This is a genomic window from Plasticicumulans acidivorans, assembly GCF_003182095.1.
GTDB lineage: Bacteria > Pseudomonadota > Gammaproteobacteria > Competibacterales > Competibacteraceae > Plasticicumulans > Plasticicumulans acidivorans.
Genome location: NZ_QGTJ01000001.1, coordinates 279,669 through 303,105, shown reverse-complemented (window position 1 = coordinate 303,105; position 23,437 = coordinate 279,669). Strand labels below are relative to the sequence as shown.

Below are 23,437 nucleotides of genomic sequence, written 5' to 3'. Positions count from 1 at the left end.
TGCCACGCTGCGGAAAAATCGCTATAGCTTAATGCGAATCGTCTGGTTCAGGAAATCCATGGTTTGCTGCACCCTGCGCTTTAACCACAGCCGCCGCGGGGTGATCGTCCGTGAGCTCATGTCGGGCAGCGGGCTGGGCGCTTGATGATTCGCCAGCGGCCGCCGTGATGCCTTCACTGCCGTTCGATGCGGGGTGTGTCAGGCCGCTTAAGCGCCGTCGCGCCAGCGATAGAGCCATTGGCCGAGCAGCTCGTGCAGCAGGTACCAGTTGACGACGGCCGTGCGGGCATTGGGCAACCAGTCGCTCAGATCCAGCTCGCCATTCCCTGAGGAGAACGCCAGTGTCGGCGCCGGCACGACGTCGAAGCCGGCGCGGATGAATGCTGCGCGGGCGCGCGGCAGGTGCGCGGCATGGCTGACCAGCAGGATGCGGCGGATGCCGAGCGGCAGCAGGATGCGCGCGGATTCCGTGGCATTGCCGTGAGTGTCGCGGCTGCGATCCTCCAGCCAGCGCACCTCGACGCCGAAATCTTCGCGCAGGCAGGTGGCCATCGCTGCCGCTTCGGAGGGCTCCTCGTCATGGTCCCGGTAGCCGCCACTGACCAGCAGCGGCAGACCGCTGGCGCGTTGCAGGCGTGCGGCGAAGCGCAGGCGGCCGAAGGTGAGATCGTTGATGGTGGTACCGCCGTATTCGCGCTGACGGGTTTTCAGGCCGCCGGCGAGAACTACGATCGCTTGCGCGCCGCTGCCGCTGAGTTCGGCAGGCGTGCGCAGCGCAGGCAGGTCGAGGCCGCGTTCGAGTACAGCCGAGCTCAGCGAGATCGACGCCAGGTAGCCGAACAGCACGCCGGTGCCGATCAGCCAGCGTGCCGCACGCGGTCGCCAGCGGCAGATGAGCAGTCCGAGCAGCGTCAGCAGCAGCGGGCCGCCGGGGGGCAGCAGCAGGGCGTCGAACATGGTGAGCCGGTTTCAGTGTGTGCCGGCGGCATAGCGGATGCGGTAGATGCGGCCGTAGTGGTCGTCGGAGAGCAGCAGCGAGCCGTCAGGCAGTTGCAGCAAGTAGCTGGGACGGCCGCTGACGTTGCCGTCGGCCTGCAGGAAGCCGTCGATGAACGGTCGATAGTTGCTCGGACGGCCATCGACGATATCGGCCATCATGACGCGGTAGCCGATTTTCCTGCTGCGGTTCCAGGAGCCATGCTCGGCGATGAACACACGCCGGCGGTACTCCGCGGGGAACTGCTGGCCGGTGTAGAACAAAATGCCCAGCGGGGCGACATGGGCCGGCAGCGCCAGCGCCGGCGGTGTGTAATCGCTGCAGTCGTGGCCGGCGCCGAATTGCGGGTCGGCCAGCGCATCGCCATGACAGTACGGAAAGCCGAAATGCGCGCGGCTGGAATACAGGATGTTGATCTCGTCGGGGGGGCGGTCGTCGCCGAGCCAGTCGCGTCCGTTCTCGGTGAACCACAGCTCGCGGGTACCCGGTCGCCAGGCGAAGCCAACGGTGTTGCGGATGCCCTGAGCGACGACTTCCATGCGTTCGCCGTCGGTGCTGATGCGGCGCAGCTGTGCATAACCGTCGCGCTCACAGACGTTGCAGGGAGCGCCGACGCCGGCGTACAGCCAGCCGTCGGGGCCGAAGGCGATGTAGCGCCAGCCGTGCGCGCGGTCGGCGGGCAGGCGCACGCGCAGCGGCATCGGCTGCGGCGGTTGTTCGAGCCAGTGTTCGATGTCGGGCAGCCGCAGCAGGCGGTCGACGTCGGCGACGTAGAGCTGGCCGTCGCGCAAGGCCAGCCCGTTGGGCATCTGCAGACCGCTGGCGACGATCCAGCGGTGATCGGCACGACCGTCGCCACTGTCATCGCGCAAGGCATAGATGCGGCCTTCGTCACGGCTGCCGACGAACACCGTGCCGCGCTCGCCGAGCACCATCGTGCGGGCTCCGGGCACGTCACCGGCCCATTCCTCAATGACGAATCCGGGCGGCAGGCGCAGCCCGTCCGTCGGCGCCGCCGAGGCGGTCGTGAGCCATGTCAATGCGATCAGCAGCGCGGGCAGGCATCTCAGCGGAGGCTTCATGGCTCGGGAAATGATCCGTGTCAGTCGGCTGTGTCGTACAGCTCGACATAATCGAAGAGGGAAAACCAACTTTAGCGGACTAGTTTTACCGGAAACCTCAGCAGGAGGAGCAACCGATGCCACTTGACCCGCACGATCTGCCGCATGACTTCCCGGAATTCGCCGAGCGCATCGAGCAGCTCAAGGCACAGGGGGACGGGCTGTTCTGCAGCCTGATGGCGGAATATGACACCCTCGACAAGCAGGTTCATCGCATAGAGCAGGGCGTCGAAGCCCATGCCGACGACTTCACCGAAGAACTGAAAAAACGCCGCGTGCAGTTGAAAGATCGCCTGTACGCTCTGCTCAAGGAGTAGTGCCAGCCTCAAGCCATGCGCCGGGCGTTCATCGAGGCTGGTGAACGCCCGGTCGATGGACCGGGGCGACGGTTTACCCTAGAGTGCGCAGCCCCTGAAAACAGTGCGGACCGGTCGCGATGGCTGATGTGGACGAATCCCGGTTCGATGAGCTCGCCGGGCAACTGATCGAGGCGGGGCGGTTTTTCTTTTCACGCGGCTGGGTGCCCGCGACCAGCGGCAATTTCTCGGCGCGGCTCGATGACGGGCGCATCGTGCTGACGGTGTCCGGCCGTCACAAGGGGCGCCTCGAACGCGACGACCTGATGCTGGCTGATCTCGATGGCCGGTCGCTGTCGCCGGGCAGACGGCCCTCGGCTGAAACCGGACTGCACACACTGCTGTATCGCCGTAACCCGCAGCTTGGTGCGGTGCTGCATACGCACTCGGCGCGGGCGACCGTGCTGTCGATGCGCCGGCCGCAAGGCGTATGGCTGCGTGACTATGAAGTGCTCAAGGCCTTCCCCGGTATCGAGACGCATACCAGTCAGGTACATCTTCCCGTCTTCGCCAACGATCAGGATATCGGGCGGCTGGCGGCGGAGGTCGAACGTCACCTCGACCGTGAGCCGGCCTCACCCGGCTACCTGATCGCCGGACACGGTCTCTACACCTGGGGCGAGACGGTGAGCGATGCCCTGCGCCACGTCGAAGCCCTGGAATTTCTCTTCGAGTGCGAGCTCCTGCAAACGAGGTTCGACAGCCATGAGTGAACTGCGCGTCTACACCGACACCGATTCTTCCGCGCCGGTCGCGGTGCACACGCTGGGAGCGGACATTGCGCTCGCGCTGGAGCCCTCGGGCATCCTGTTCTCGCGCTGGAGCGCCGATCGTGAACTCGGCGGCGATGCCACGCAGGACGACATCATCGCCGCCTACCGGGACTCGATCGACGAGCTGACGCAGCGCTACGGTTTCAAGTCGGTCGATGTCGTCAGCATCAGCCCGCAGCATCCCGATAAGGATGCCATGCGCAACAAGTTCCTCAGTGAACACACGCATGCCGACTACGAGGTGCGTTTCTTCGTCGAGGGCGAGGGACTGTTCTACATCCATGTCGACGGCAAGGTGTTCGCCGTGCGCTGCACGCAGGGCGACCTGCTCAGCATCCCGGCCAACATGACGCACTGGTTCGACATGGGGCCGAACCCGTTCTTCCGCTGCATTCGCCTGTTCACCACGCCGGAAGGCTGGGTGGCGAACTTCACCGGCAGTGACATCGCCCAGCATTATCCGGCGCTCGCCAACTGAGCCATCGCCCGCAGCGGCGGCGGATGGCGACGGTGCGCCGCCGGCCGCTGGCGGTATCGGAGCCATTGCATGATCCGCGCCATCCTGACTGATATCGAGGGAACGACCTCGTCGATCCGCTTCGTTCACGAGGTGCTGTTTCCCTATGCCCGGGCACACCTCAGCGAATTCGTGATGACTCACGCCAGTGAGCCCGCCGTCGCCGAGCAGATCGCCGCCGTACAGCGCGAAGCCGGGCTATCCGATGAGGTGCCTCTGAGCGCTCTGATCGACGTGCTGCATGAATGGATCGACGCCGATCGCAAGGTGACGTCCCTGAAGGCGTTGCAGGGCATGGTCTGGGAGGCCGGTTATCGTGCCGGGGCGTTCCGCGGACATGTCTATGCCGATGCCGTCGCCGCTCTGCGCGCCTGGCACGCCGCGGGCATTGCCCTCTATATCTATTCGTCGGGCTCGGTGCATGCGCAAAAGCTCATGTTCGGGCACAGCGAATGCGGCGATCTGACGCCGCTGTTCAGCGGCTACTTCGATACCACCAGCGGTCACAAACGTGAGGCCGCTGCCTATTGTCGCATCGCGGCGGCGATCGGTCTGCCGGCCGGGCAGATTCTGTTCCTTTCGGACGTCGTCGAAGAGCTCGATGCGGCCCGCGCCGCCGGTATGGCGACGCGGCTGCTGCGGCGTGACGATGAACCGCTGCAGGATGTGTCTCATCGCCAGGTCGCTGACTTCACACAGATCGAGCTCGACGCCTGAGCTGTCAGTCGCCGAAACGGCGCAGGAAATCGATCAGATCCTGGCCGCGCAGTGGCCAGCCGCCGTGCGGGTCCCAGGTGTGGAGGATGCCGGTCGAGAGCCAGCGTTCGATGTGCTGGCGTTGCACGCCGAGCACGCGGGCGGCGGTATCGATGGAATAAATGGCGTCGGGAGGAATCAGGGCGGTGTTCATTGGGGGCATTGACGATTGACCTGGAGCGTCTGCCGGGGGCGGCAGGCGGCTGATGCTAAGATGGGGGAATTACGGTTCCGATGGTATTCCCCACGAGGCGTCCGCGCATATGGATCTGGTCAACCATCCCCGCTATATCAGCCGCCTGACCCGAGACACGCTCGGAGTGATTCTCGCCGGAGGCAGCGGCGGGCGACTGCAGGAACTCGTGCGCTGGCGGGCGAAGCCCAGCGTGTACTTCGGCGGCAAGTTCCGCATCATCGATTTCCCGATTTCCAACTGCATGAATTCCGGCATCCGCCGGGTCTGCGTGTTGACGCAATACAAGTCCTATTCGCTGATCCGCCACCTGATCAATGCCTGGGGCACGCTACGCGGGGAGCTCGGCGAGTTCGTCGAGGTGTTGCCGGCTTCGCAGCGCTATTCGAAAGAGTGGTACGCCGGCACCGCGGACGCGGTGTATCAGAATCTCGACATCATCCGCTCGCACCGGCCGCGCTTCGTGCTCGTGCTGGCGGGCGACCATGTCTACAAGATGGATTACGGTCCGATGTTGGCGTACCACATCGAAAAGGGCGCAGACATGACCGTCGCCTGCATCGAAACCCCGCTCGACGAGGCCCGCGCCTTCGGTGTGATGTCGATCGATGAAGAAGGGCGCGTGACCCGCTTCAGCGAAAAGCCCGAAAATCCCGAGTCGATGCCCGATCGCCCCGGCGTGGCGCTGGCTTCGATGGGCAATTACGTCTTCAACACCGAATTCCTGTTCGACCATTTGATCCACGATGCCGACAACCCGGAGTCGCATCACGACTTCAGCATGGACGTGATTCCGTCGCTGATCGGTCCGCACCGGGTGTTTGCCTACCCGTTCCGCGATCCGGAGAGCGGCCGCCAGCCCTACTGGCGCGACGTCGGTACTGTGGATGCGTTCTGGCAGGCCAATATGGAATTGCTGGAAACCCATCCTGAACTCGATCTGTACGACCAGGAGTGGCCGATCCTGACCCACCAGGTGCAGCTGCCGCCGGCCAAGTTCCTGTTCAACGAGCCGGGGCGCACCGGTATGGCGATCCGCTCGATGGTTTCAGGCGGCTGTGTGATCTCGGGCGCCGAGGTGTTGCACTCACTGCTGTTTTCGAAGGTGACCGTGCATTCGTGGTCGCACGTCGAGGATTCCGTGCTGCTGCCGGGGGTGGATGTCGGCCGTCACTGCCGGATCCGTCGGGCAGTCATCGATCGCGGCTGCAAGGTGCCGGAGGGTACGGTGGTTGGCTACGACGAGGCGGAGGATCGCCGCCGTTTCACGGTTACGCCGAAGGGTGTCGTGCTGATTACCCCCGAGATGCTGGGGCAGAGCATTCACTACGTGCGCGCCTCGGATATTGGCGGTCTGAGCAGTGGTGCGGCTGAGGGACGACAGTAAAAACGACGAGGCCGCGGACATCGATTGATGTGCCGCGGCCTTGCTCGCGTTCTGGCAGAGGGCAGTTTGCCGATCAGGCAGCCTTCAGCGTGAACACCTTCGGCAGCTCGGCAGCGGTTTCCTCGGCCAGCTTGTCGAACTCGGCCTTGACGCCGGAGCCGATGTCGGTCAGGGCCTTGGCGTCGTCCATCATCTTCTGGCGGACGGTGCTGAGCACCTCGATCTGCGTGGTGTAGAAATCCTGCAGACCCTTGACGTCGCTGATCTCGGTCGCCGCCTTCAGGCGGGCGATGGTCAGGTCCGAATAGCTCTGCAGCGTGGCCAGCTCGAACGCGACCAGCTTTTCCAGACCGGCGATCGCCAGCTTGCTGGCCTTGAGCATCGGGGCGGTGAAGGTCGTGGTCTGCGCGAAGATCTTTTCGAACTGCTCGTTCATGCTCGCATCCTCTTTTGTACTTGCGGGTGGGTGTAAAAATTACTGATGTTGCTAAGCAGCATAGCGGAGCAAATGCTGTGATGCAACATTGGGAATATGGGAATTTTTCGTGGCAAAACCCGTACATGGCCTTAACAATTTAATGAATCCGTAGCACTCGTGACGCGATCCCCAAGCTCCGCGCATAATGCGCGGCCCTTAGATGGCTACGGATGCGGCAGCCCGATGTGGTTCAAAAATCTCACCCTGTTCCGTTTCACGGAGCCGTTCGCAGGCGATGCACAAAGCCTGCAGGCCGCCCTTGAGCGCGCGGTGTTCCGCCCCTGTGGCAGCCAGGATCTGCAGACCCACGGCTGGGTCGCCCCGCTGGGGGGGGACGAGGGCGCGCTGGCACACGCTGTGGCCGGTTATCTGCTGGTGTGCTTGCAGACCGAAGACAAACTGTTGCCGGCAAGCGTGATTCGCGACGCCGTCGATGAGCGCGTCGAGGAAGTCGAAGCCCGCGAAGCTCGCAAAGTGCGGCGCAAGGAAAAAGAAGCGATCAAGGACGCGGTATTGCTGGAGTTGCTGCCGCGCGCCTTCGTGCGTCGCCGTCGCCTGTACGCCTATATCGATACGCGCGGTGGCTGGCTGGTGGTCAATGGCACTCCCGGGCGGGCGGTCGACGATTTCACCTCGGCCCTGCGCAAGGTGCTCGGCACGCTGCCGATCGCGCCGCTGCGTCTGGTCGATGCGCCCGCTGCGGTCATGACCGGCTGGCTGGCGGGAACGCAGGCGCTGCCGGCCGGCTTCGAGCTCGGCGATGCCTGCGAGCTGCGCGATGCCGGCGAGGAGGGCGGCATCGTGCGTTGCCGCGGGCAGGATCTCGCGGCCGATGAAGTGCGCGGTCACCTTGAAGCCGGCAAGCAGGTGACCCGCGTCGCCGTGGCGTGGGCGCAGCGTCTGGCCTGTGAGCTGGCGGATGATCTGTGCGTGCGTCGCCTGCGTTTTCTCGACCTGGTGCAGGAACAGCTGGACGACGTTGCCGCCGAGACCGCTGCGGAAGAAATGGACGCGCGCTTTGCGCTGATGACGCATGAATTCGCCGAGTTCATCCCGGCGCTGCTGGCGGCCTTCGGTGGCGAGGCGCCGGCCGCGGCCTGAGGCCGCAGCCAGCGCAGCGGCTTATTGCGCGCGTTGCAGATCGGCCATCACGGCCGCGAGAAAGCGGCCGGCTTCGCCGCCGGTGACAGCCCGGTGATCGAAACTCAGTGACAGTGGCAGCACGCGGTGCACGACGATCGTCGTGCCGAGTGCGACCGGCTGTGGCCGGATGCGGCCGGCGCCGAGAATGGCGACAGTCGGCGGCAGGACGATCGGTGTGGCGTGGCGGCCGGCGATCATGCCGAAGTTCGACAGCGTAATTGTCGCACCGCGCAGCTCCTCGACCGGGATCGAGCGCCGGCACACGGCAGATTTCAGCGCTTCCAGTCCGGCACGCAGACTGGCCGGGTTACGCTGGCCGACATCATGCATGACCGGGACGAACAGGCATTCCGGTGTATCGACGGCGATGCCGACATCGATCTGCTTGAGCAGCCGGCGACCGCCGGCGTGACTGTCGAACCAGGCATTCAGTGCCGGCTCGGCGGCAATGCCGGCCGCCAGCGCCCGCAGCAGGCGCAGCGTCACGTCGCTCGCGGCTGGCCAGGCATCGATGTCGACTTCGTCGAGCAGGCTGACCGGGACGACCTGCGCATGGGCGCGGGCCATGTTCTGCGCCATCGCCCGCCGCGGTCCGCGCAGGGGTTCGAGGGGGCCGGCGCGGCTGGCGAGGGCCGCCGCGCGTTCGACGTCCGCCGACGACAGCGTGCCATCGTGTCCGCTCGGGGTGACATCGCTCAGGGCAACGCCGAGGCGGGCGGCGAGGGCGCGCACTGCGGGCGTTGCCCGTACCTGAGCCGCGGCCGCATGGGCACGCGCGGGTGACGGCGCGCCCGCCTGCGCGGAGGCGGCGCTGGCCAGCACGCCGACCACGGTGCCACTGTCGCTGTCGCCGTTGGTGAATTCGACCAGTGTGTCATGGACGTGGACGATATCGCCGACCTCACCGAACAGTGCGGCGACGCGGCCAGCCCGAGGGGCCGGCACCTCGACGATCGCCTTGGCCGTCTCCACGGACAGCAGTGGCTGATCGGCATGCACCTCGTCGCCGACTTTGACATGCCAGGCGACGATTTCCGCTTCCGTGAGACCTTCCCCCAGATCGGGGAGGGCGAATGTGCGCGGCGTCATCAGGCGTACTCCAACAGGCGTCTGGCGGCGGCAATGATGCGTGCGGCGTCAGGCAGGTAAGTGCCTTCCAGGCGGAACAGCGGCATGACCGTGTCGTAGCCGGTCACGCGGGCGACGGGTGCCAGCAGGCTGAACAGTCCTTCATCGGCGAGGCGTGCGGCGATCTCGGCGCCCCAGCCGCCGCTGCGCGGTGCTTCGTGCACGATGCAGCAGCGCCCGGTCTTGGCGACCGAGGCGAGGATCGTACTCATGTCCAGCGGGCTGAGTGTGGCGACGTCGATGACCTCGGCCGAGATGGCCTGCGCCTCCAGCTGTTCGGCGGCGAGCAGGCTTTCATGGACGCTGGCGCCCCAGGCGACCAGGGTCAGGTCGCGCCCTTCGCGCAGCACGAAACAGGTGTCGAGCGGCAGTGCCGCGGCGTCGTCATCGACGGTTTCCCGCAGCAGGCGATAGAGCCGGGTCGGCTCGAAGAACACCACCGGATCGGGATCACGGATCGCCGCCAGCAACAGTCCATAGGCCTGCCGCGGTGAGGAGGGCATGACGACGCGCAGACCGGGAATGTGCGCCAGCAGCACTTCATTGGATTCCGAGTGGTGCTCCGGCGCACGGATGCCGCCACCGGCCGGCGCGCGCAGCACCAGCGGGCAGCTGAGGCGACTGCGCGTGCGATTGCGCAGCCGCGCGGCATGATTGATCAGCTGATCGAGCGCGGGATAGATGAAGCCGCTGAACTGGATTTCGGCGACGGGTCGCAGCCCCTGTGCTGCCATGCCGATCGCCATGCCGGCGATCATCGCTTCGTTCAGCGGGGTGTCGCGTACGCGCCGTTCACCGAAGCGTTCCTGCAAGCCGCTGGTCGCACGGAATACGCCGCCGTTGTGACCAACATCCTCACCGAAAACGAGGACGCGTTCGTCTTCTTCAAGCGCGCGGGCCAGTGCCAGATTGATAGCTTCGACCAGGGTGATTTCAGGCATCGCTCCCCCTCGCGGCGAGTGCCGCGCGCGGCGCCTGCAGGGGTGCCGGCAGCGACGCGTAGAGATGATCGAACATGGCCGTCGGCTCGGGTGCCGGCGTGGCGAGATAGCGTTCGACCGCGCCGTCGACTTCGGTGCTGCAGGCGTTTTTCAGGGCTTCTTCATCATCGGCGTTCCACCAGCCCTGCGCATGCAGGTAGCGCCTGAGACGCACGACGGGTTCGCTTTGCCGTGCGGCTTCGACTTCTTCGAGCGGGCGGTAACGTGCAGCGTCGTCGGCGGTGGTGTGGTCACACAGGCGATAGCTCAGGGCCTCGATCAGCGTGGCGCCACCACCGCGTCGCGCACGGTCGAGGGCGACATCGAGCACGCTGCACAGTGCGATCGGGTCGTTGCCGTCGACCTGCACGCCGTGGATACCGGCAGCGATGGCTTTCTGTGCCAGCGTCTGCGCGGCCGACTGCGCTTTGCGGGCAACGGAAATGGCCCACTGATTGTTGTTGACGACGCAGATGAACGGCAGTGTCCACGCACCGGCGAGGTTCAACGCGGCGTAGAAATCGCCCTGTGAGGTGGCGCCATCACCGCAGACAGCCACCGCGACACGCGCTTCGCTGCGGTAGGCGAAGGCGGCTGCGACGCCTGTGGCCTGGGTCAACTGCGTGGCGATCGGTACGCAGATCGGGAAATCTTCGCGATCGTCGGCGAAGTCCATGCCGCGCTCGTCACCGCCCCAGTACAGCAGCAGCTCTTCCATGCGCACGCCCCGCCCCAGATAGGCCGCGGTTTCCCGGTACGAGGGCAGCAGCACGTCATTCGTCTGCATGCGGTCGGCGATGCAGACGCCGATGGCTTCCTGCCCCAGACAGGCGGCATAGGTGCCGAGGCGTCCGGTGCGCTGCAGGGCGACGGCTTTGGCATCGAAGATCCGTGTGCGCACCATCGCCCGGTACAGCGCACTCAGGTGGGCACGGTCGCGGGCCAGCGCGGGTGCGTCGGCAACCAGGTGACTGCCGGCGTCGAGGTATTGGACGCGATGGACATCGAAATGGGCGACGACACTCATCGTTTCCTCCTGGGCGGCGCTCATCGTGCCGCCCGAGAGGGCGTCATGCGCCGTGCTTCCCGCCTGCTTTAGACCCTGCGGGCGACTCTTGCCATGATTGGCAAAGTCGTTGCGCTTTTTTGCAGTTGGATTCCGACGACGAAGGTGTTTCGTACGGTGCTTGACTGCAGGCTCAAACGAGCTGGTGCAGCAGCGCGAGCGGGTAACGCTGGCCGGCGAGGTAGTCGTCGATGCAGGCGAGCACCAGCGGGCTGCGCGGGCGTATCTGTGCGCTGCCGAGCGTGTCGCGCGTCAGCCAGTGCGCGGCGATGATGCCGGTGTCGAGCGGGCGTGCGGGATCGTGGGATAGCGGCGTCGCATGGAAGCAGGCGCGCAGGTAGGTTTCGTCCTTGCCCGGGTTGCGCCATTGATAGAAGCCGATGAGTCCGTCGATAGCTACGTCCCATCCGGTTTCTTCGAGCGTTTCACGCCGCGCGGCGTCGAGCAGGGATTCACCGTTTTCAAGATGGCCCGCCGGCTGGTTGAACACTGAGCCGCTTCCCTTGTCTTCTTCAACCATCAGAAAGTGACCATCGCGTTCAACGATCGTCGCTACAGTAACGTGCGGAAACCAGCGCATGGCGGGGCAAGCCTCCCTACGGTGTTTCGAATCTGCCCGGTGAATGATCCGGCGGCCCGGCCGCAGCAGGCCCCGGTTTGGTGGAGGCCGGCCGGCTTTCAGACCTTGATGCGAGGACGATTCGGATATGGATCTGAGACAGCAGCGTTGTACTCCATGCAGGGGCGGGATACCGCCGCTTTCGATGACCGAGGCGAATGATCTGCTTGCCTCAGTACCGGGCTGGATGCTCGAAGGCGGTGCGACACGTCTGCGTCGGCACTTCGGTTTTCCGGATTTCGTGTCGGCGCTGGCTTTCGTCAACCGCATCGGCGCACTGGCCGAAGAGGAGGGGCATCATCCGGACCTGCATTTCGGCTGGGGCTATGTTGACGTGGTGGTCTACACGCATGCCATCGCCGGATTGCACGTCAACGATTACATCCTGGCGGCCAAGATTGACGCTTTGCCGACCGCCTGAGGGTGTTCATCCGCCTTCACCGAAGGTCTGGTCGAGTATGAAAAAGTTCGGGTCGATGAACTCGATGAAGCGTTTGGCCTGCGGCGTGAGGAACTTGCCGCGGCGCATCACCACCCCGTAGGTGCGGCGCGGGAAGTAGCGATTCAGGGAATGCGCTGCGACGCGATCCTCCGGTGTGATGCAGATGCCGGAGACGATGGAGATGCCCAGGCCCATCTCGACGTAGTGCTTGATGACCGCCCAGCCGCCGGCTTCCAGGCGCACGTTCAGACTCAGCCCCTGTTCCTGGAAGGCGAGTTCGACCATCGACAACGTGTTCAGGCCGCGCGGCGGTAGGATGAACTCGTAGCCACTGATATCGGCCAGCGTGATGTCGGGTTTGTTCGCCAGCGGATGTTCCGTGGGCGTGATCAGCATCTGGTCGAAGGCGTAGATCGGTTGGTAGGTGATGTCGTCCGGTACATCACGGAACGAACCGACGGCGAAATCGACGGCGTCGTCGCGCATCAGCCGCAGCCCCTCGCGGCCCGGGACATTATGGAAGCGCACGCGAATGCCCGGATGCGCGGCACAGAAGCGCTTCACGATATCCGGCAGCAGATAGAGGATCGTGGCCTCACCGGCCGTAATGTTCAGCTCGCCGGTTTCGATGCTGTCCCTGCGCGCCATGAAAGTTTCGGGCAGGTTGTCGAGCCCCTCAAGCAGCGGCAGAGCCATCTCATATAAGGTCTGCCCCTCTGGCGTGAGACGAATCTTCGGCCCTCGTCGCTCGAACAGCGTTACCCCGAGCTCTCTTTCAAGTGCTTGAATTTGAAGTGAAACAGAGGGTTGGCTGAGAAACATCTTCTCCGCAGCGCGGGAAATGCTCCCTGTTTGTACCGCATAGCAGAAACCTCGCAACTGCTGCAGCAGGTTGTGCTTGTAGTAATGGCGGTTGATCGAGGTATTCACGTGGGATTGATATCGCTCAATTATTTATTTTTTAAATACTAACAATTAATGAAACGTGCTTGTCAATTGCTGCATAGCCGCATAGACTCCGCGCAATTTCTCGGTACGCACTGCATTTTCATTATGTGAAATGATGCTGGGCAGTTGTTCCTTTTCCCTCTGTGTTCCATGGCGGGAGAGGTTCTTGCCCGCCGGTGAATGGGTCTGTGTTTGCTTGGTAGTGTCTTGATTGTCGTTTGCCCCCTCGTATGTACAGGAGATTCTGAGAAATGCCGCACCTGAGCGTTGAGCAGCTGAAGAAGGACTGGGCCGAGAACCCGCGCTGGAAGGGCATCACCCGTCCGTATTCGGCTGAGGAAGTCGTGCGTCTGCGCGGCACCGCCGGCATCGAGTACACCCTGGCGCAGAAGGGCGCCGAAAAGCTGTGGAAGTACGTCAACGAAATGCCGTTCGTGAATGCGCTCGGCGCGCTCACCGGCAATCAGGCGATGCAGCAGGTCAAGGCCGGCCTCAAAGCCATCTATCTGTCGGGCTGGCAGGTTGCCGGCGATGCCAACCTGGCCGGTGCGATGTATCCCGACCAGTCACTGTACCCGGTCAACTCGGTACCGGCCGTCGTCGAGCGTATCAATAACACCCTGATGCGTGCCGACGAGCTGTATCACGCCGAGGGTAACGATTCGATCGATTTCTTCCAGCCGATCGTGGCGGACGCTGAAGCCGGTTTCGGTGGCGTGCTGAACGCCTTCGAGCTGATGAAGGCGATGATCAAGGCCGGCGCCGCCGGCGTGCACTGGGAAGACCAGCTCGCCTCGGCGAAGAAGTGCGGTCACATGGGCGGCAAGGTGCTGGTGCCGACGCAGGAAGCGATTGCCAAGCTCGTCGCGGCCCGCCTGGCGGCTGACCTCATGGGTACGCAGACCCTCGTCATCGCCCGTACCGATGCCGAAGCAGCCAACCTGATCACCTCCGACATCGATCCGCGCGACAAGGACTTCATCGTCAGCAGCGAGCGGACGGTCGAAGGCTTCTACCGTGTCCGCAATGGTCTGGACCAGGCGATCGCCCGTGGCATTTCGTATGCCCCGTACTCCGACCTGATCTGGTGCGAGACCGGCGTGCCGGATCTGGAGCAGGCCAAGAAGTTCGCCGAAGGCATCCACAAGGTCTATCCGGAGCAGATGCTGGCCTACAACTGCTCGCCGTCCTTCAACTGGAAGAAGAACCTGGACGATGCAACCATCGCCAAGTTCCAGCGCGAGCTCGGTGCGATGGGCTTCAAGTTCCAGTTCATCACGCTGGCCGGTTTCCACAGCCTGAACTACTCGATGTTCAACCTGGCTCAGGGCTACGCCGAGCGCCAGATGTCGGCCTTCGTCGAGCTGCAGCAGGCCGAGTTCGCCGCTGTCGACCGCGGTTTCACCGCCGTCAAGCACCAGCGCGAAGTGGGTACCGGTTACTTCGACGACGTGACCCAGGTCATCTCGGGCGGCACCTCCTCGCTGACCGCGCTGACCGGCTCGACGGAAGAAGAGCAGTTCCACTGAGTTTCTGGCAGCAGTAATGCATGATCAAACCCGGCGGCTTCGGCTGCCGGGTTTTTCTTTGCGCGTTTCATGCTCGCGTGGGTCTGGAAGAAACTCTGTTGCTTCCGTATATCTAAGAACTAGGTAGCGGCTGTGATCAGGATCAGGGCCGCGATCGCTTTGACATCGATTCGGGTTTGCCAATGTCTCAGGAAAACGCTCCAAGACACGGCGATGGTGGTTTGGCCGTAGAGAAGGCCAAACCGGAGATTCGGCCGCCGCGTATGTATCAGGTTTTGTTGCTCAACGATGACTACACACCGATGGAGTTTGTCGTACAGGTGCTTGAAAGCTTTTTTGGCATGAATCGTGAAAAAGCTACACAGGTGATGCTTCATGTGCATACGCGTGGCAAGGGAGTATGCGGCGTTTTCAGCCGCGACGTTGCAGAGACCAAGGTAAATCAGGTGAATGCCTTTGCGCGGACGCACCAACATCCATTGCTCTGCGTCATGGAAGAAACCTGACAATGGGAGTTGCAGCGCGTCGTTAACGTTTCAGCAGAACGAGGTTGTCGACATGTTGAGCAAAGAATTGGAATTCACCATCAATATGGCTTTCCGCGATGCGCGCGACAGCCGTCACGAGTTCATGACGGTTGAGCACCTGCTGCTCGCTTTGCTCGACAATCCTTCCGCCGCCGAGGTCCTGCGTGCCTGCGGTGGAAACATCGAGAAGCTAAAGACCGAACTGCAGGCCTTCATCCGGGAAAGCACGCCAGTGCTCTCGGCAGACGATCCACGGGAGACACAGCCGACACTCGGCTTCCAGCGGGTGCTGCAGCGTGCGGTTCTGCATGTGCAGTCGTCAGGCAACAAGGAGGTGACCGGCGCCAACGTGCTGGTCGCGATTTTCGGTGAGCAGGATTCGCAGGCGGTGTATGTGCTCAAACGCCAAGACATCAGCCGCCTGGACGTCATCAACTACATCTCGCACGGTATTTCCAAGGTTGCCGACGAAGGAGAGCAGAACGGTGCCGCGAATGGCAGCGACGAGGACGCGCCCGAGCAGCCGAGCGGTCGGCCGCTCGATACCTACGCAACTAACCTGAATGAGGCGGCCAAGCAGGGGCGCATCGATCCGCTGATCGGCCGTGCCGAGGAGATCGAGCGCACGGTGCAGATCCTGTGCCGGCGCCGCAAGAACAACCCCTTGTTCGTCGGCGAGGCCGGCGTCGGCAAGACTGCGATCGCTGAGGGGCTTGCCAAGCTCATCGTCGAAGGCAAAGTGCCGGACGTGCTGAAGAAGGCCACGATCTACTCTCTGGATCTTGGTTCGCTGGTGGCGGGCACCAAGTACCGCGGCGATTTCGAGAAACGCCTGAAGGCTGTTCTGACCCAGCTGCGCAAGGAAAAGAACGCTGTCCTGTTCATCGACGAGATCCACACGGTGATCGGTGCCGGTGCCGCGTCGGGAGGCGTCATGGATGCCTCCAACCTGATCAAGCCGGCGCTGGCGTCGGGTGACCTCAAGTGCATCGGTTCGACCACCTATCAGGAATACCGCGGCATCTTCGAGAAGGACCGCGCTTTGGCGCGGCGTTTCCAGAAGATCGACGTGCCGGAGCCGTCCGTCGAAGAAACGTATCAGATCCTCAAGGGCCTCAAGGGGCGTTTCGAGGAGCATCACGATGTGCGCTACTCGATGAAGGGCCTGCGGGCCGCCGTCGAGCTGTCGGCGCGCTACATCAATGACCGGCACCTGCCGGACAAGGCGATCGACGTCATCGACGAGGCCGGTGCCAGCCAGCGTCTGCTGCCGCTCAACCGGCGCAAGAAGACCATCGGCGTGCCGGAAATCGAGGCGATCATTGCCAAGATTGCGCGCATTCCGCCGAAGACCGTCTCGGCCTCGGACAAGGACACGCTGCGTAACCTCGAACGCAATCTGAAGCTGGTCGTGTTCGGTCAGGACCCGGCGATCGGCGTACTCGCCAACTCGATCAAGATGGCGCGTTCCGGGCTGGGCAATGAGGAGAAGCCGATCGGCTCGTTCCTGTTCGCGGGTCCGACGGGCGTTGGCAAGACGGAAGTGACGCGGCAGTTGGCCAAGGCGCTGGGGATCGAATTGATCCGCTTCGACATGTCCGAATACATGGAGCGGCACACGGTGTCGCGTCTGATCGGTGCGCCGCCTGGCTATGTGGGCTTCGATCAGGGCGGGCTGCTGACGGATGCGATCCTCAAGCACCCGCATTCCGTGCTGTTGCTCGATGAGATCGAGAAGGCCCATCCGGACGTGTTCAACCTGCTGCTGCAGGTCATGGATCACGGCACGCTGACGGACAACAACGGCCGCAAGGCGGACTTCCGCAATGTGATTCTGGTGATGACCACCAATGCCGGCGCCGATCAGCTCGAGCGCTCTGGTATCGGTTTCACCACCGAGGATCATACGACCGACAGCATGGACGTCATCCGTCGCATGTTCTCGCCGGAGTTCCGCAACCGTCTCGATGCGATCATCCAGTTTGCGGCGCTGGAGTCTTCAACCATCGGCCACGTCGTCGACAAGTTCATCATTGAGCTGGAAGCGCAGCTGGTGCCGCGGCATGTGAACCTGGAAGTGACCGATGCGGCACGCTCTTGGCTGGCTGAGCGTGGCTACGACCGCAAGATGGGTGCACGGCCAATGGCGCGTGTGATTCAGGAGCACATCAAGAAGCCCTTGGCTGAGGAGTTGCTGTTTGGGCGCTTGGTGGAAGGCGGCCATGTGACCATCGACTGCGTCGGCGACGAACTGAGACTGGATGTCGCGGAAGAGGCGACCGAGGTGTCAGGGGCCTGATCAGGCACACGGCAATCAGCCTCTTTCTTTCTGGAAGGAAGAGGCTGATCGTGCAGCTCGCTGAAGCGGAGCGGGGCTGTATTGCCGCAGGTTTTAACGGCCGCGGTAAGTGATACGACCCTTGCTCAGGTCATAAGGGGTCAGCTCGACGCGCACCTTGTCACCGGTCAATATGCGGATGTAATGCTTGCGCATGCGCCCGGAAATATGGGCAGTGACAACGTGGCCGTTTTCGAGCTCAACGCGGAACATGGTGTTGGGCAGGGTCTCCACGACCGTGCCTTCCATTTCGATGTGATCTTCTTTCGACATTGCCTCTTGTCTCGTGGATCGGGCACGTGCCGTCGGGCCGGCCCTGATGCAGCGCGACAAAATAGCCAAATGGTGTTGATTCAGCAAGCCGCATCGCTGCTTATCCAGTCTCCATCGATGAATAATTCATGCGGCTGGAAACGGATTTTGTAACTCATCTTCCGGCAGTTCTGCACCCAGTAGCCGAGATAGACGTACGGCAGGCCGTGCCGGCACGCCTCCATGATTTGCCAAAGCACCGCATAGGTACCGAGCGATCGCTGGGGATAGTCGGGATCATAATATGTATATACGGCAGAGAGTCCGTCCCCCAGAACATCGATGACGGCCACCGCGAGCAGGCGTTGATCGCAGCGGAATTCCGTCAGGTAAGTACGGCTCCAGGTGGAGCTGACGAAGCCGAGATAACTCTCCGGGGTGGCGTCATCCATGCCGCCGTCCGGGTGGCGCAGTTTTAGGTAGCGCTCGAACAGCGCAAAGTGTTCGTCGCGGAATATCGGTTCGAGCTTGTGCGCGGTAAGGTCGTGGTTGCGCTGCCAGGTCCGTTTCTGACTGCGGTCCGCGCGGAATTGCATGACCGGAATGCGCAATGACTGGCAGGCGTGACAGCCATGGCAGTGGGGGCGGTAGACGTGCTCGCCACTGCGGCGAAAACCATGGCGGGCGAGGGCCGAATACAGTGTTTCGCAGACGGCGAGCGGATCAGCGACCAGATTGCGCGCAGACAGTCCTTCGAGATAGCTGCAGGGATGGGTGTCAGTCAGGAACAGGCGCAGACTGCCGAGTTCCGAGCGGGGCGCGGCCATCAGCGGAATACCATGGGAGGTTCGTGGCGCCACGAGTCGACCGGCAACGGTCGCGTGACCTGCGCGCGCAGCAGAGAGAGGAAGTGATCGCGTGAAATCGTCTGCGCGCCCAAGCTCAACAGATGGTCGGTTTCCATCTGGCAGTCGATGAAGCCGAAGCCGCGTCGCAGCAGCAGCCCGGCGAGCTGCACCAGTGCGACCTTGGAGGCATCAGAGCGGCGGCTGAACATCGATTCGCCGAAGAACACCCCGCCGAGCGCGACGCCATAGAGGCCGCCGATCAGGGTGTCGTCATACCAGGTCTCCACGGAATGTGCGTAGCCGAGCGCATGCAGCGTGCAGTAGGCATCGCGCATCTGCGCCGTGATCCATGACGATGGAGCATTGGGCCGCGGAGCGGCGCACGCGTCGATGACCTCTGCGAAGGCATGATCGAAACTCGACCGATAGTGGGCGCCTCGCAGCCGTTTGCGCAGGCTGTGGGAAACGTGAATGTGGTCGGGCAGAAAGATCGTGCGCGGATCGGGAGACCACCAGAGGATCGGCTGACCGGCATCGAACCAGGGGAAGATGCCGCTGCGATAAGCGTTGAGCAGCCGCTGCGGTTCAAGGCCGCCGCCGACGGCCAGCAGGCCGTTCGGCTCGCGCAGGGCGTTTTGCGGATTCGGAAATGGGGCGCCCGGATTGCGGGCGTCCAACCAGCTCAGCGGCTTCATGTGGCGGATGTGGAATGACGGTAGGGCAGGTGGGTGGAGAGCTCCTCCGCGTAGCGTGCGACGGCTGGAGTTTCACGCTCCAGAAAATCGTCAATCGCATGGCGGAAACCGGTGTGGGCAATCCAATGGGTCGAGTGCGTCAGCGTCGGGACGAACCCGCGGGGTACCTTGTGCTCGCCTTGAGCCCCGGGTTCGAAGCGGGTCAGGCCATTACGCATACACAGCTCCATGCCTTGGTAATAGCAGGCTTCGAAGTGCAGCGAATCGAAATGCGCTGCGCACCCCCAATGTCGGCCATACAAGGTGTGCCGACTGCTGTAGCTGAGCGCGGCGGCAACGGTCGTGCCTTCAGCGTGGGCCAGCACCAGATGAACGCGCGCTCCGAGTGCCGAGCCGACGGCGCGAAAGAAGTCCAGTGTCAAGGTCGGGACGCCACCACGGCGATCGAAGGTGTCGCAATAGAACGTATGAAACTGAGCCCACTGTGCTGCGGTGATGGCGGTGCCGTCGATGCACTCAAGCTCGATGCCTGCCTCGTGGACGCGCCGGCGTTCCTGGCGCAGGTTTTTGCGTTTCTTGGCACTGAGGGCATCGAGAAAATCCTCGAAATCGCGATAGGCGCGATTGTGCCAATGGAACTGGCATCCGACGCGATGCGACATACCGGCGCTGCGCAGCGCCGGCAGCTCGCGTTCATCCGGGAACAACACGTGCGCCGACGAGCAGCCGGTTTCCCGCGTCAGTTCGACGATGCCCTCGGCCAGCAGACGTCGGATCTCGGTGTGCTTGTCGAGGGCGTCGTCGACCAGCAGCCGCTGGCCGGTGGCCGGGGTGAAGGGAATGGCGCTGACCAGCTTCGGGTAGTAGCGCAGCCCTTGCCGGGCATACGCTTCGGCCCAGGCCCAGTCGAACACGAACTCACCGTATGAGTTGGTCTTGATGAACAGCGGACAGGCGCCGACCAGCTGGCCGTCATCGTCGACCACGGTCAGTGGCAGGGGGTGCCAGCCGGTGGCCTCGCCGAGACAGCCGTGACGTTCCAGTGCGCAGAGGAAGGCGTGGTCGAGAAATGGATCGGCATCCGCCACCAGGCGGTTCCAGTCCGTGCTTGGCAGATCGAGAAAACTCTGGTGGCGGCGCAGTTCCATTTTGGCAATCCTGAAAGCACTTCCGGAGTCGCCGAGCGTCGCAAAGAGCGAGCCGTGACTTCGGTTTGTAACAGAAATCAGCTGTCAACGGCGCGACTTTGCCAGCCCGTGGCTTGAGTGGGACAATGCCGGCTCGTTCCAGTTGCCCGGCACCGCCGCCGGGTGACGGGCGGTTTCCCCGATTGGCAGGAAGTGAAGGAAGGCAGCGTGGCCCAGGCGCGCAGAAAGAATGTCACGCCCGCGGGCGTGAAGATCGTCAGACATATCAGCTACGGTTTGCGGGAGGTCGGCTTTCTGTTGCTGGCGGCGATCGCGGCCTTTCTGTTTATTGCCTTGGCATCCTATACCAGCGCCGATCCGGCCTGGACGCACACGGGTGACAGCAGCCGGATTGCGAATCTCGGTGGAGTCGCCGGTGCCTGGTTTGCCGATATCGCTTATTACTTTCTCGGTTATGTGGCTTTTGCGCTGCCGTTGTCGATTGCCATTGCCGGCTGGGCGGCGTTCAAGCGCAATGGCATCGCCGAGCTCGACGGTGAGATCGTCGTTTTCCGCACGGTCGGTCTGCTGGTCTCCATCGGTGCCGGCAGTGGGCTGGCGGCGCTGCATCTGCGCCCTTCGGCAGAGTTTCTCACCGGCTCGGCGGGGGGCATCATCGGCAACATCACGGCGCACGGCCTGGTCACGGCATTCGGGCCGAGCGGTGGCACCCTGTTTCTGCTGGTGCTGTTCCTGGCCGGCGTCACGTTGGCTTCCGGCCTGTCCTGGCTGTCTCTGGTCGATCTGGTCGGCCGCGGCGTCTGGGAGGCGGGGGCGCTGGCGTCGCGGCTGCTGGCGTTGCTGAGTTCGAGTGTGATCGTCGGGCGCGGACGCGACGCCGTGGAGACGGACGAGCCCGTTCCTGCAGCCGCCCCGCATCCTGTGGCGGAAGCGTCGCCGCGGGCCGAGCAGGTGCCGCTGGCAGCCCCTGGACATGCTGTACACGCAGAGATACCGCCAGCCGAATCGCTGGCGCCCGAGCTTGCCGACATGGTCGGGCTCAGCGCCAGCCGCAGTGTCCCGCAGCTCGACGCCGCCGTGCTGCCGACGGTCAGTGTCGCCCCCCAGATCGCGGAGATACCCGAGATTGCGAATGATGTCGTCAAGCGTGATGACGATTTCGAGAGTGATCCCGCACCCTGGGAGAACACTCCACCGCCGGTGGTGCAGCCCGCCGTAGCGCCTGTCGTGGCGGCTGCGGAAGGGGAGCAGAGTGATGTGGCTGACTGGGTCATCGGCCGGCCGGCCGGCAAACCGCTGACTGAGGTCGCTGCGCCTGTCTCCGTACCGGAATTGCAGGTGCCGGCAGCAGAGCCCGTTGTCGCAATCCCCGTCCCGCCGATGGTGAGTGAATCTGCAGTCGCGGTAGCGCCGATCGTCGTCGCGCCGATGCCGGCTGTGGCTCCCGTTGCCCCGGCGGTGCGCAGTGAGCTGCTCAAGCCGGCAGCGACGTCTGCGGTGTCGATCACCGGGGGCGTGGGGATGGCCGGCGATAACCCGCCGCCCGACACCGTAAAGTCTGCCGCAGACGTAAAGGCGGCGCCGAGCGAGGCGCACGCCGCCCTGTTTGGCTTGCGTCCGCCCAAACCTGAACTTGATCCGCTGCCTTCGATCGATCTGCTCGACGAGCCACGGGAAAAAACCGCCGGCTATACGCCGGAGGTGCTGGAGGAGATGTCCCGGCTGGTCGAGTCGAAGCTTGCGGAATTCGGCATCGAGGTGCGTGTCGTCGGCGTCGAACCGGGGCCGGTCGTCACCCGTTTCGAGCTCGATCTGGCGGCTGGCGTCAAAGTCAGCCAGATCACCAATCTGGCCAAGGACGTTGCTCGCGGGCTGTCGGTGATCAGCGTGCGCGTGGTCGAGGTGATTCCGGGCAAATCGGTGATCGGCCTGGAAATCCCGAACAAGCGCCGGCAGATCGTGCAGTTGCGCGAGATTCTCGACGCGCCGGTGTATCTGAATTCCACCTCGCCGCTCACCGTATCGCTCGGTGTCGACATCGGCGGCCGACCGATCGTCGGCAATCTGGCGAAGATGCCGCACGTGCTGATCGCCGGTACCACCGGCTCCGGCAAGTCCGTCGCCGTCAACTGCATGTTGATCAGCATGCTGTACAAGGCGACCGCCGATCAGCTGCGGCTGATCCTGATCGACCCGAAGATGCTTGAACTGTCGATCTACGAGGGCATTCCGCATCTGCTCTCGCCGGTGGTTACCGACATGAAGGACGCGGCGAACGCGCTGCGCTGGTGTGTTGCCGAGATGGAGCGGCGCTACCGGCTGATGGCGGCGATGCGCGTGCGCAATATCGCCGGTTTCAACAAGCTGATCGAGGAGGCGATCGACGCCGGCGAGCCGATCGCCGATCCGTTGTGGAAGCCCGACGACAGTCTCGATGACGAAGCGCCGGGCCTGGAACCGCTGCCCTATATCGTCGTTGTCATCGACGAGCTGGCCGACATGATGATGATCGTCGGCAAGAAGGTCGAAGAACTGATCGCGCGACTGGCGCAGAAGGCGCGTGCTGCCGGCATCCACCTGATCCTGGCCACCCAGCGCCCCTCGGTCGATGTCATCACCGGCCTGATCAAGGCCAACATCCCGACGCGCATCGCGCTGACCGTGGCCTCGAAGATCGACTCGCGCACGATCCTCGACCAGATGGGCGCCGAGGCGCTGCTCGGCCACGGCGACATGCTGTATTCACCGCCCGGCACCGGCGTGCCGCAGCGCGTGCACGGCGCCTTCGTCGATGACCATGAGGTCAACGCCGTCGTCGAGTACCTGCGCCAGGTCGGCGAGCCGGATTACCTCACCGGCATCCTCGACGAGCCGGCCGATGGCGGCCCGGCCTTTCCCGGTGATCCGCTCGCCACCAATGACGGTGCCGACGCCGAACAGGACCCGCTCTATGACCAGGCGGTGCGCATCGTCGTCGAAAGCCGGCGTGCCTCGGTGTCGGGCGTGCAGCGGCGGCTGAAGATCGGCTACAACCGCGCCGCGCGTCTGGTCGAAGAGATGGAGCGTGCCGGCATCGTCGGCCCGATCCAGTCGAACGGCTCGCGCGAAGTGCTGGCCGGCGCGCCGTCGGAAGCCTGAGCTTCCTGAACTCGGCGCCGGTTTCGTCGTCCCATCCGCTGTTCCTGCCCACGCAAGT

At 63.7% G+C, this 23,437-nt stretch carries 24 protein-coding genes; 11 read left to right on the top strand and 13 right to left on the bottom strand.

The features are described 5' to 3' along the window. Positions 1 to 207: 207 nt before the first annotated feature. Positions 208 to 957, bottom strand: a complete 750-nt coding sequence (locus C7443_RS01270; protein ID WP_110016763.1) for a YdcF family protein — start codon at positions 955 to 957, stop codon at positions 208 to 210. A 12-nt stretch (positions 958 to 969) separates the two neighbouring features. Continuing rightward, positions 970 to 2,079, bottom strand: a complete 1,110-nt coding sequence (locus tag C7443_RS01265) for a PQQ-dependent sugar dehydrogenase (RefSeq protein WP_110016762.1) — start codon at positions 2,077 to 2,079, stop codon at positions 970 to 972. A 116-nt stretch (positions 2,080 to 2,195) separates the two neighbouring features. On the opposite strand from C7443_RS01265, the gene C7443_RS01260 reads away from it, so the two are divergent. The 4 genes from C7443_RS01260 to mtnC all read left to right on the top strand — a co-directional run bounded on the left by C7443_RS01260 (position 2,196) and on the right by mtnC (position 4,481). Further along, positions 2,196 to 2,435, top strand: a complete 240-nt coding sequence (locus tag C7443_RS01260) for an HP1242/YdcH family protein (protein WP_110016761.1) — start codon at positions 2,196 to 2,198, stop codon at positions 2,433 to 2,435. 128 nt (positions 2,436 to 2,563) lie between these two features. Continuing rightward, on the top strand, positions 2,564 to 3,187 hold the full coding sequence (locus C7443_RS01255; RefSeq protein ID WP_246004512.1) for a methylthioribulose 1-phosphate dehydratase: 624 nt from the start codon (positions 2,564 to 2,566) through the stop codon (positions 3,185 to 3,187). Further along, complete coding sequence (locus C7443_RS01250) at positions 3,180 to 3,725, top strand: 1,2-dihydroxy-3-keto-5-methylthiopentene dioxygenase (RefSeq protein WP_110016759.1); 546 nt, start codon at positions 3,180 to 3,182, stop codon at positions 3,723 to 3,725. The genes C7443_RS01255 and C7443_RS01250 overlap by 8 nt, the downstream gene beginning before the upstream one ends. A 69-nt stretch (positions 3,726 to 3,794) precedes the next feature. Continuing rightward, entirely contained in the window at positions 3,795 to 4,481 is a 687-nt protein-coding gene (gene mtnC / locus C7443_RS01245) for an acireductone synthase (RefSeq protein WP_110016758.1), read from the top strand. A 4-nt stretch (positions 4,482 to 4,485) separates the two neighbouring features. Here mtnC and C7443_RS01240 read toward each other — a convergent pair whose 3' ends face one another. Continuing rightward, positions 4,486 to 4,674: a helix-turn-helix domain-containing protein gene (locus C7443_RS01240; RefSeq protein ID WP_110016757.1), complete on the bottom strand. Its 189-nt coding sequence runs from the start codon at positions 4,672 to 4,674 to the stop codon at positions 4,486 to 4,488. 109 nt (positions 4,675 to 4,783) lie between these two features. Between C7443_RS01240 and glgC the strand changes: the two genes are divergently transcribed. Next, positions 4,784 to 6,100, top strand: a complete 1,317-nt coding sequence (glgC, locus tag C7443_RS01235; protein WP_110016756.1) for a glucose-1-phosphate adenylyltransferase — start codon at positions 4,784 to 4,786, stop codon at positions 6,098 to 6,100. 73 nt (positions 6,101 to 6,173) lie between these two features. Here glgC and C7443_RS01230 read toward each other — a convergent pair whose 3' ends face one another. Continuing rightward, entirely contained in the window at positions 6,174 to 6,536 is a 363-nt protein-coding gene (locus tag C7443_RS01230; RefSeq protein ID WP_110016755.1) for a phasin family protein, read from the bottom strand. Between the two features lie 225 nt (positions 6,537 to 6,761). Between C7443_RS01230 and rdgC the strand changes: the two genes are divergently transcribed. Further along, positions 6,762 to 7,679: a recombination-associated protein RdgC gene (gene rdgC / locus C7443_RS01225; protein ID WP_110016754.1), complete on the top strand. Its 918-nt coding sequence runs from the start codon at positions 6,762 to 6,764 to the stop codon at positions 7,677 to 7,679. Between the two features lie 21 nt (positions 7,680 to 7,700). On the opposite strand, the gene C7443_RS01220 is transcribed toward rdgC, so the two are convergent. The 4 genes from C7443_RS01220 to C7443_RS01205 form a co-directional block, all read right to left on the bottom strand. After that, positions 7,701 to 8,810, bottom strand: coding sequence for a dihydrolipoamide acetyltransferase family protein (locus C7443_RS01220; RefSeq protein ID WP_110016753.1), 1,110 nt, complete (start codon positions 8,808 to 8,810; stop codon positions 7,701 to 7,703). Beyond that, the gene (locus C7443_RS01215; RefSeq protein WP_110016752.1) at positions 8,810 to 9,790 is read right to left on the bottom strand and encodes an alpha-ketoacid dehydrogenase subunit beta; all 981 of its coding nucleotides are present in this window, start codon (positions 9,788 to 9,790) and stop codon (positions 8,810 to 8,812) included. Before C7443_RS01215 ends, C7443_RS01220 begins: the two co-directional genes overlap by 1 nt. Continuing rightward, entirely contained in the window at positions 9,783 to 10,856 is a 1,074-nt protein-coding gene (pdhA, locus tag C7443_RS01210; RefSeq protein ID WP_110016751.1) for a pyruvate dehydrogenase (acetyl-transferring) E1 component subunit alpha, read from the bottom strand. The genes C7443_RS01215 and pdhA overlap by 8 nt, the downstream gene beginning before the upstream one ends. Before the next feature lie 172 nt (positions 10,857 to 11,028). Then, positions 11,029 to 11,475, bottom strand: a complete 447-nt coding sequence (locus C7443_RS01205) for an NUDIX hydrolase (protein WP_110016750.1) — start codon at positions 11,473 to 11,475, stop codon at positions 11,029 to 11,031. Positions 11,476 to 11,602: 127 nt separating this feature from the next. Here C7443_RS01205 and C7443_RS01200 point away from each other — a divergent pair, with 127 nt between their 5' ends. Further along, positions 11,603 to 11,935: a 4a-hydroxytetrahydrobiopterin dehydratase gene (locus C7443_RS01200; RefSeq protein WP_110016749.1), complete on the top strand. Its 333-nt coding sequence runs from the start codon at positions 11,603 to 11,605 to the stop codon at positions 11,933 to 11,935. A gap of 6 nt (positions 11,936 to 11,941) precedes the next feature. Here the strand turns inward: C7443_RS01200 and C7443_RS01195 are convergent, their stop codons facing one another. After that, positions 11,942 to 12,886, bottom strand: coding sequence for a LysR family transcriptional regulator (locus C7443_RS01195; protein ID WP_110016748.1), 945 nt, complete (start codon positions 12,884 to 12,886; stop codon positions 11,942 to 11,944). 269 nt (positions 12,887 to 13,155) lie between these two features. Here C7443_RS01195 and aceA point away from each other — a divergent pair, with 269 nt between their 5' ends. From aceA to clpA, 3 genes are all read left to right on the top strand, one after another. Continuing rightward, the gene (gene aceA, locus C7443_RS01190; protein ID WP_110016747.1) at positions 13,156 to 14,433 is read left to right on the top strand and encodes an isocitrate lyase; all 1,278 of its coding nucleotides are present in this window, start codon (positions 13,156 to 13,158) and stop codon (positions 14,431 to 14,433) included. A 182-nt stretch (positions 14,434 to 14,615) separates the two neighbouring features. Next, the gene (gene clpS, locus C7443_RS01185) at positions 14,616 to 14,939 is read left to right on the top strand and encodes an ATP-dependent Clp protease adapter ClpS (protein WP_110016746.1); all 324 of its coding nucleotides are present in this window, start codon (positions 14,616 to 14,618) and stop codon (positions 14,937 to 14,939) included. Positions 14,940 to 14,991: 52 nt separating this feature from the next. Continuing rightward, the gene (clpA, locus tag C7443_RS01180; protein WP_110016745.1) at positions 14,992 to 17,259 is read left to right on the top strand and encodes an ATP-dependent Clp protease ATP-binding subunit ClpA; all 2,268 of its coding nucleotides are present in this window, start codon (positions 14,992 to 14,994) and stop codon (positions 17,257 to 17,259) included. Between the two features lie 93 nt (positions 17,260 to 17,352). Here clpA and infA read toward each other — a convergent pair whose 3' ends face one another. The 4 genes from infA to C7443_RS01160 all read right to left on the bottom strand — a co-directional run bounded on the left by infA (position 17,353) and on the right by C7443_RS01160 (position 20,241). Further along, positions 17,353 to 17,571: a translation initiation factor IF-1 gene (gene infA / locus C7443_RS01175; RefSeq protein ID WP_110016744.1), complete on the bottom strand. Its 219-nt coding sequence runs from the start codon at positions 17,569 to 17,571 to the stop codon at positions 17,353 to 17,355. Positions 17,572 to 17,651: 80 nt separating this feature from the next. Continuing rightward, positions 17,652 to 18,377 (bottom strand): arginyltransferase, encoded by a 726-nt coding sequence (locus tag C7443_RS01170; RefSeq protein WP_110016743.1) that lies wholly within the window; start codon positions 18,375 to 18,377, stop codon positions 17,652 to 17,654. Next, on the bottom strand, positions 18,377 to 19,093 hold the full coding sequence (gene aat / locus C7443_RS01165; protein WP_110016742.1) for a leucyl/phenylalanyl-tRNA--protein transferase: 717 nt from the start codon (positions 19,091 to 19,093) through the stop codon (positions 18,377 to 18,379). The genes C7443_RS01170 and aat overlap by 1 nt, the downstream gene beginning before the upstream one ends. Continuing rightward, complete coding sequence (locus tag C7443_RS01160) at positions 19,090 to 20,241, bottom strand: GNAT family N-acetyltransferase (protein WP_110016741.1); 1,152 nt, start codon at positions 20,239 to 20,241, stop codon at positions 19,090 to 19,092. Before C7443_RS01160 ends, aat begins: the two co-directional genes overlap by 4 nt. A gap of 246 nt (positions 20,242 to 20,487) precedes the next feature. Here C7443_RS01160 and C7443_RS20510 point away from each other — a divergent pair, with 246 nt between their 5' ends. Further along, positions 20,488 to 23,379, top strand: a complete 2,892-nt coding sequence (locus C7443_RS20510) for a DNA translocase FtsK (protein ID WP_110017015.1) — start codon at positions 20,488 to 20,490, stop codon at positions 23,377 to 23,379. Positions 23,380 to 23,437 lie beyond the last annotated feature (58 nt).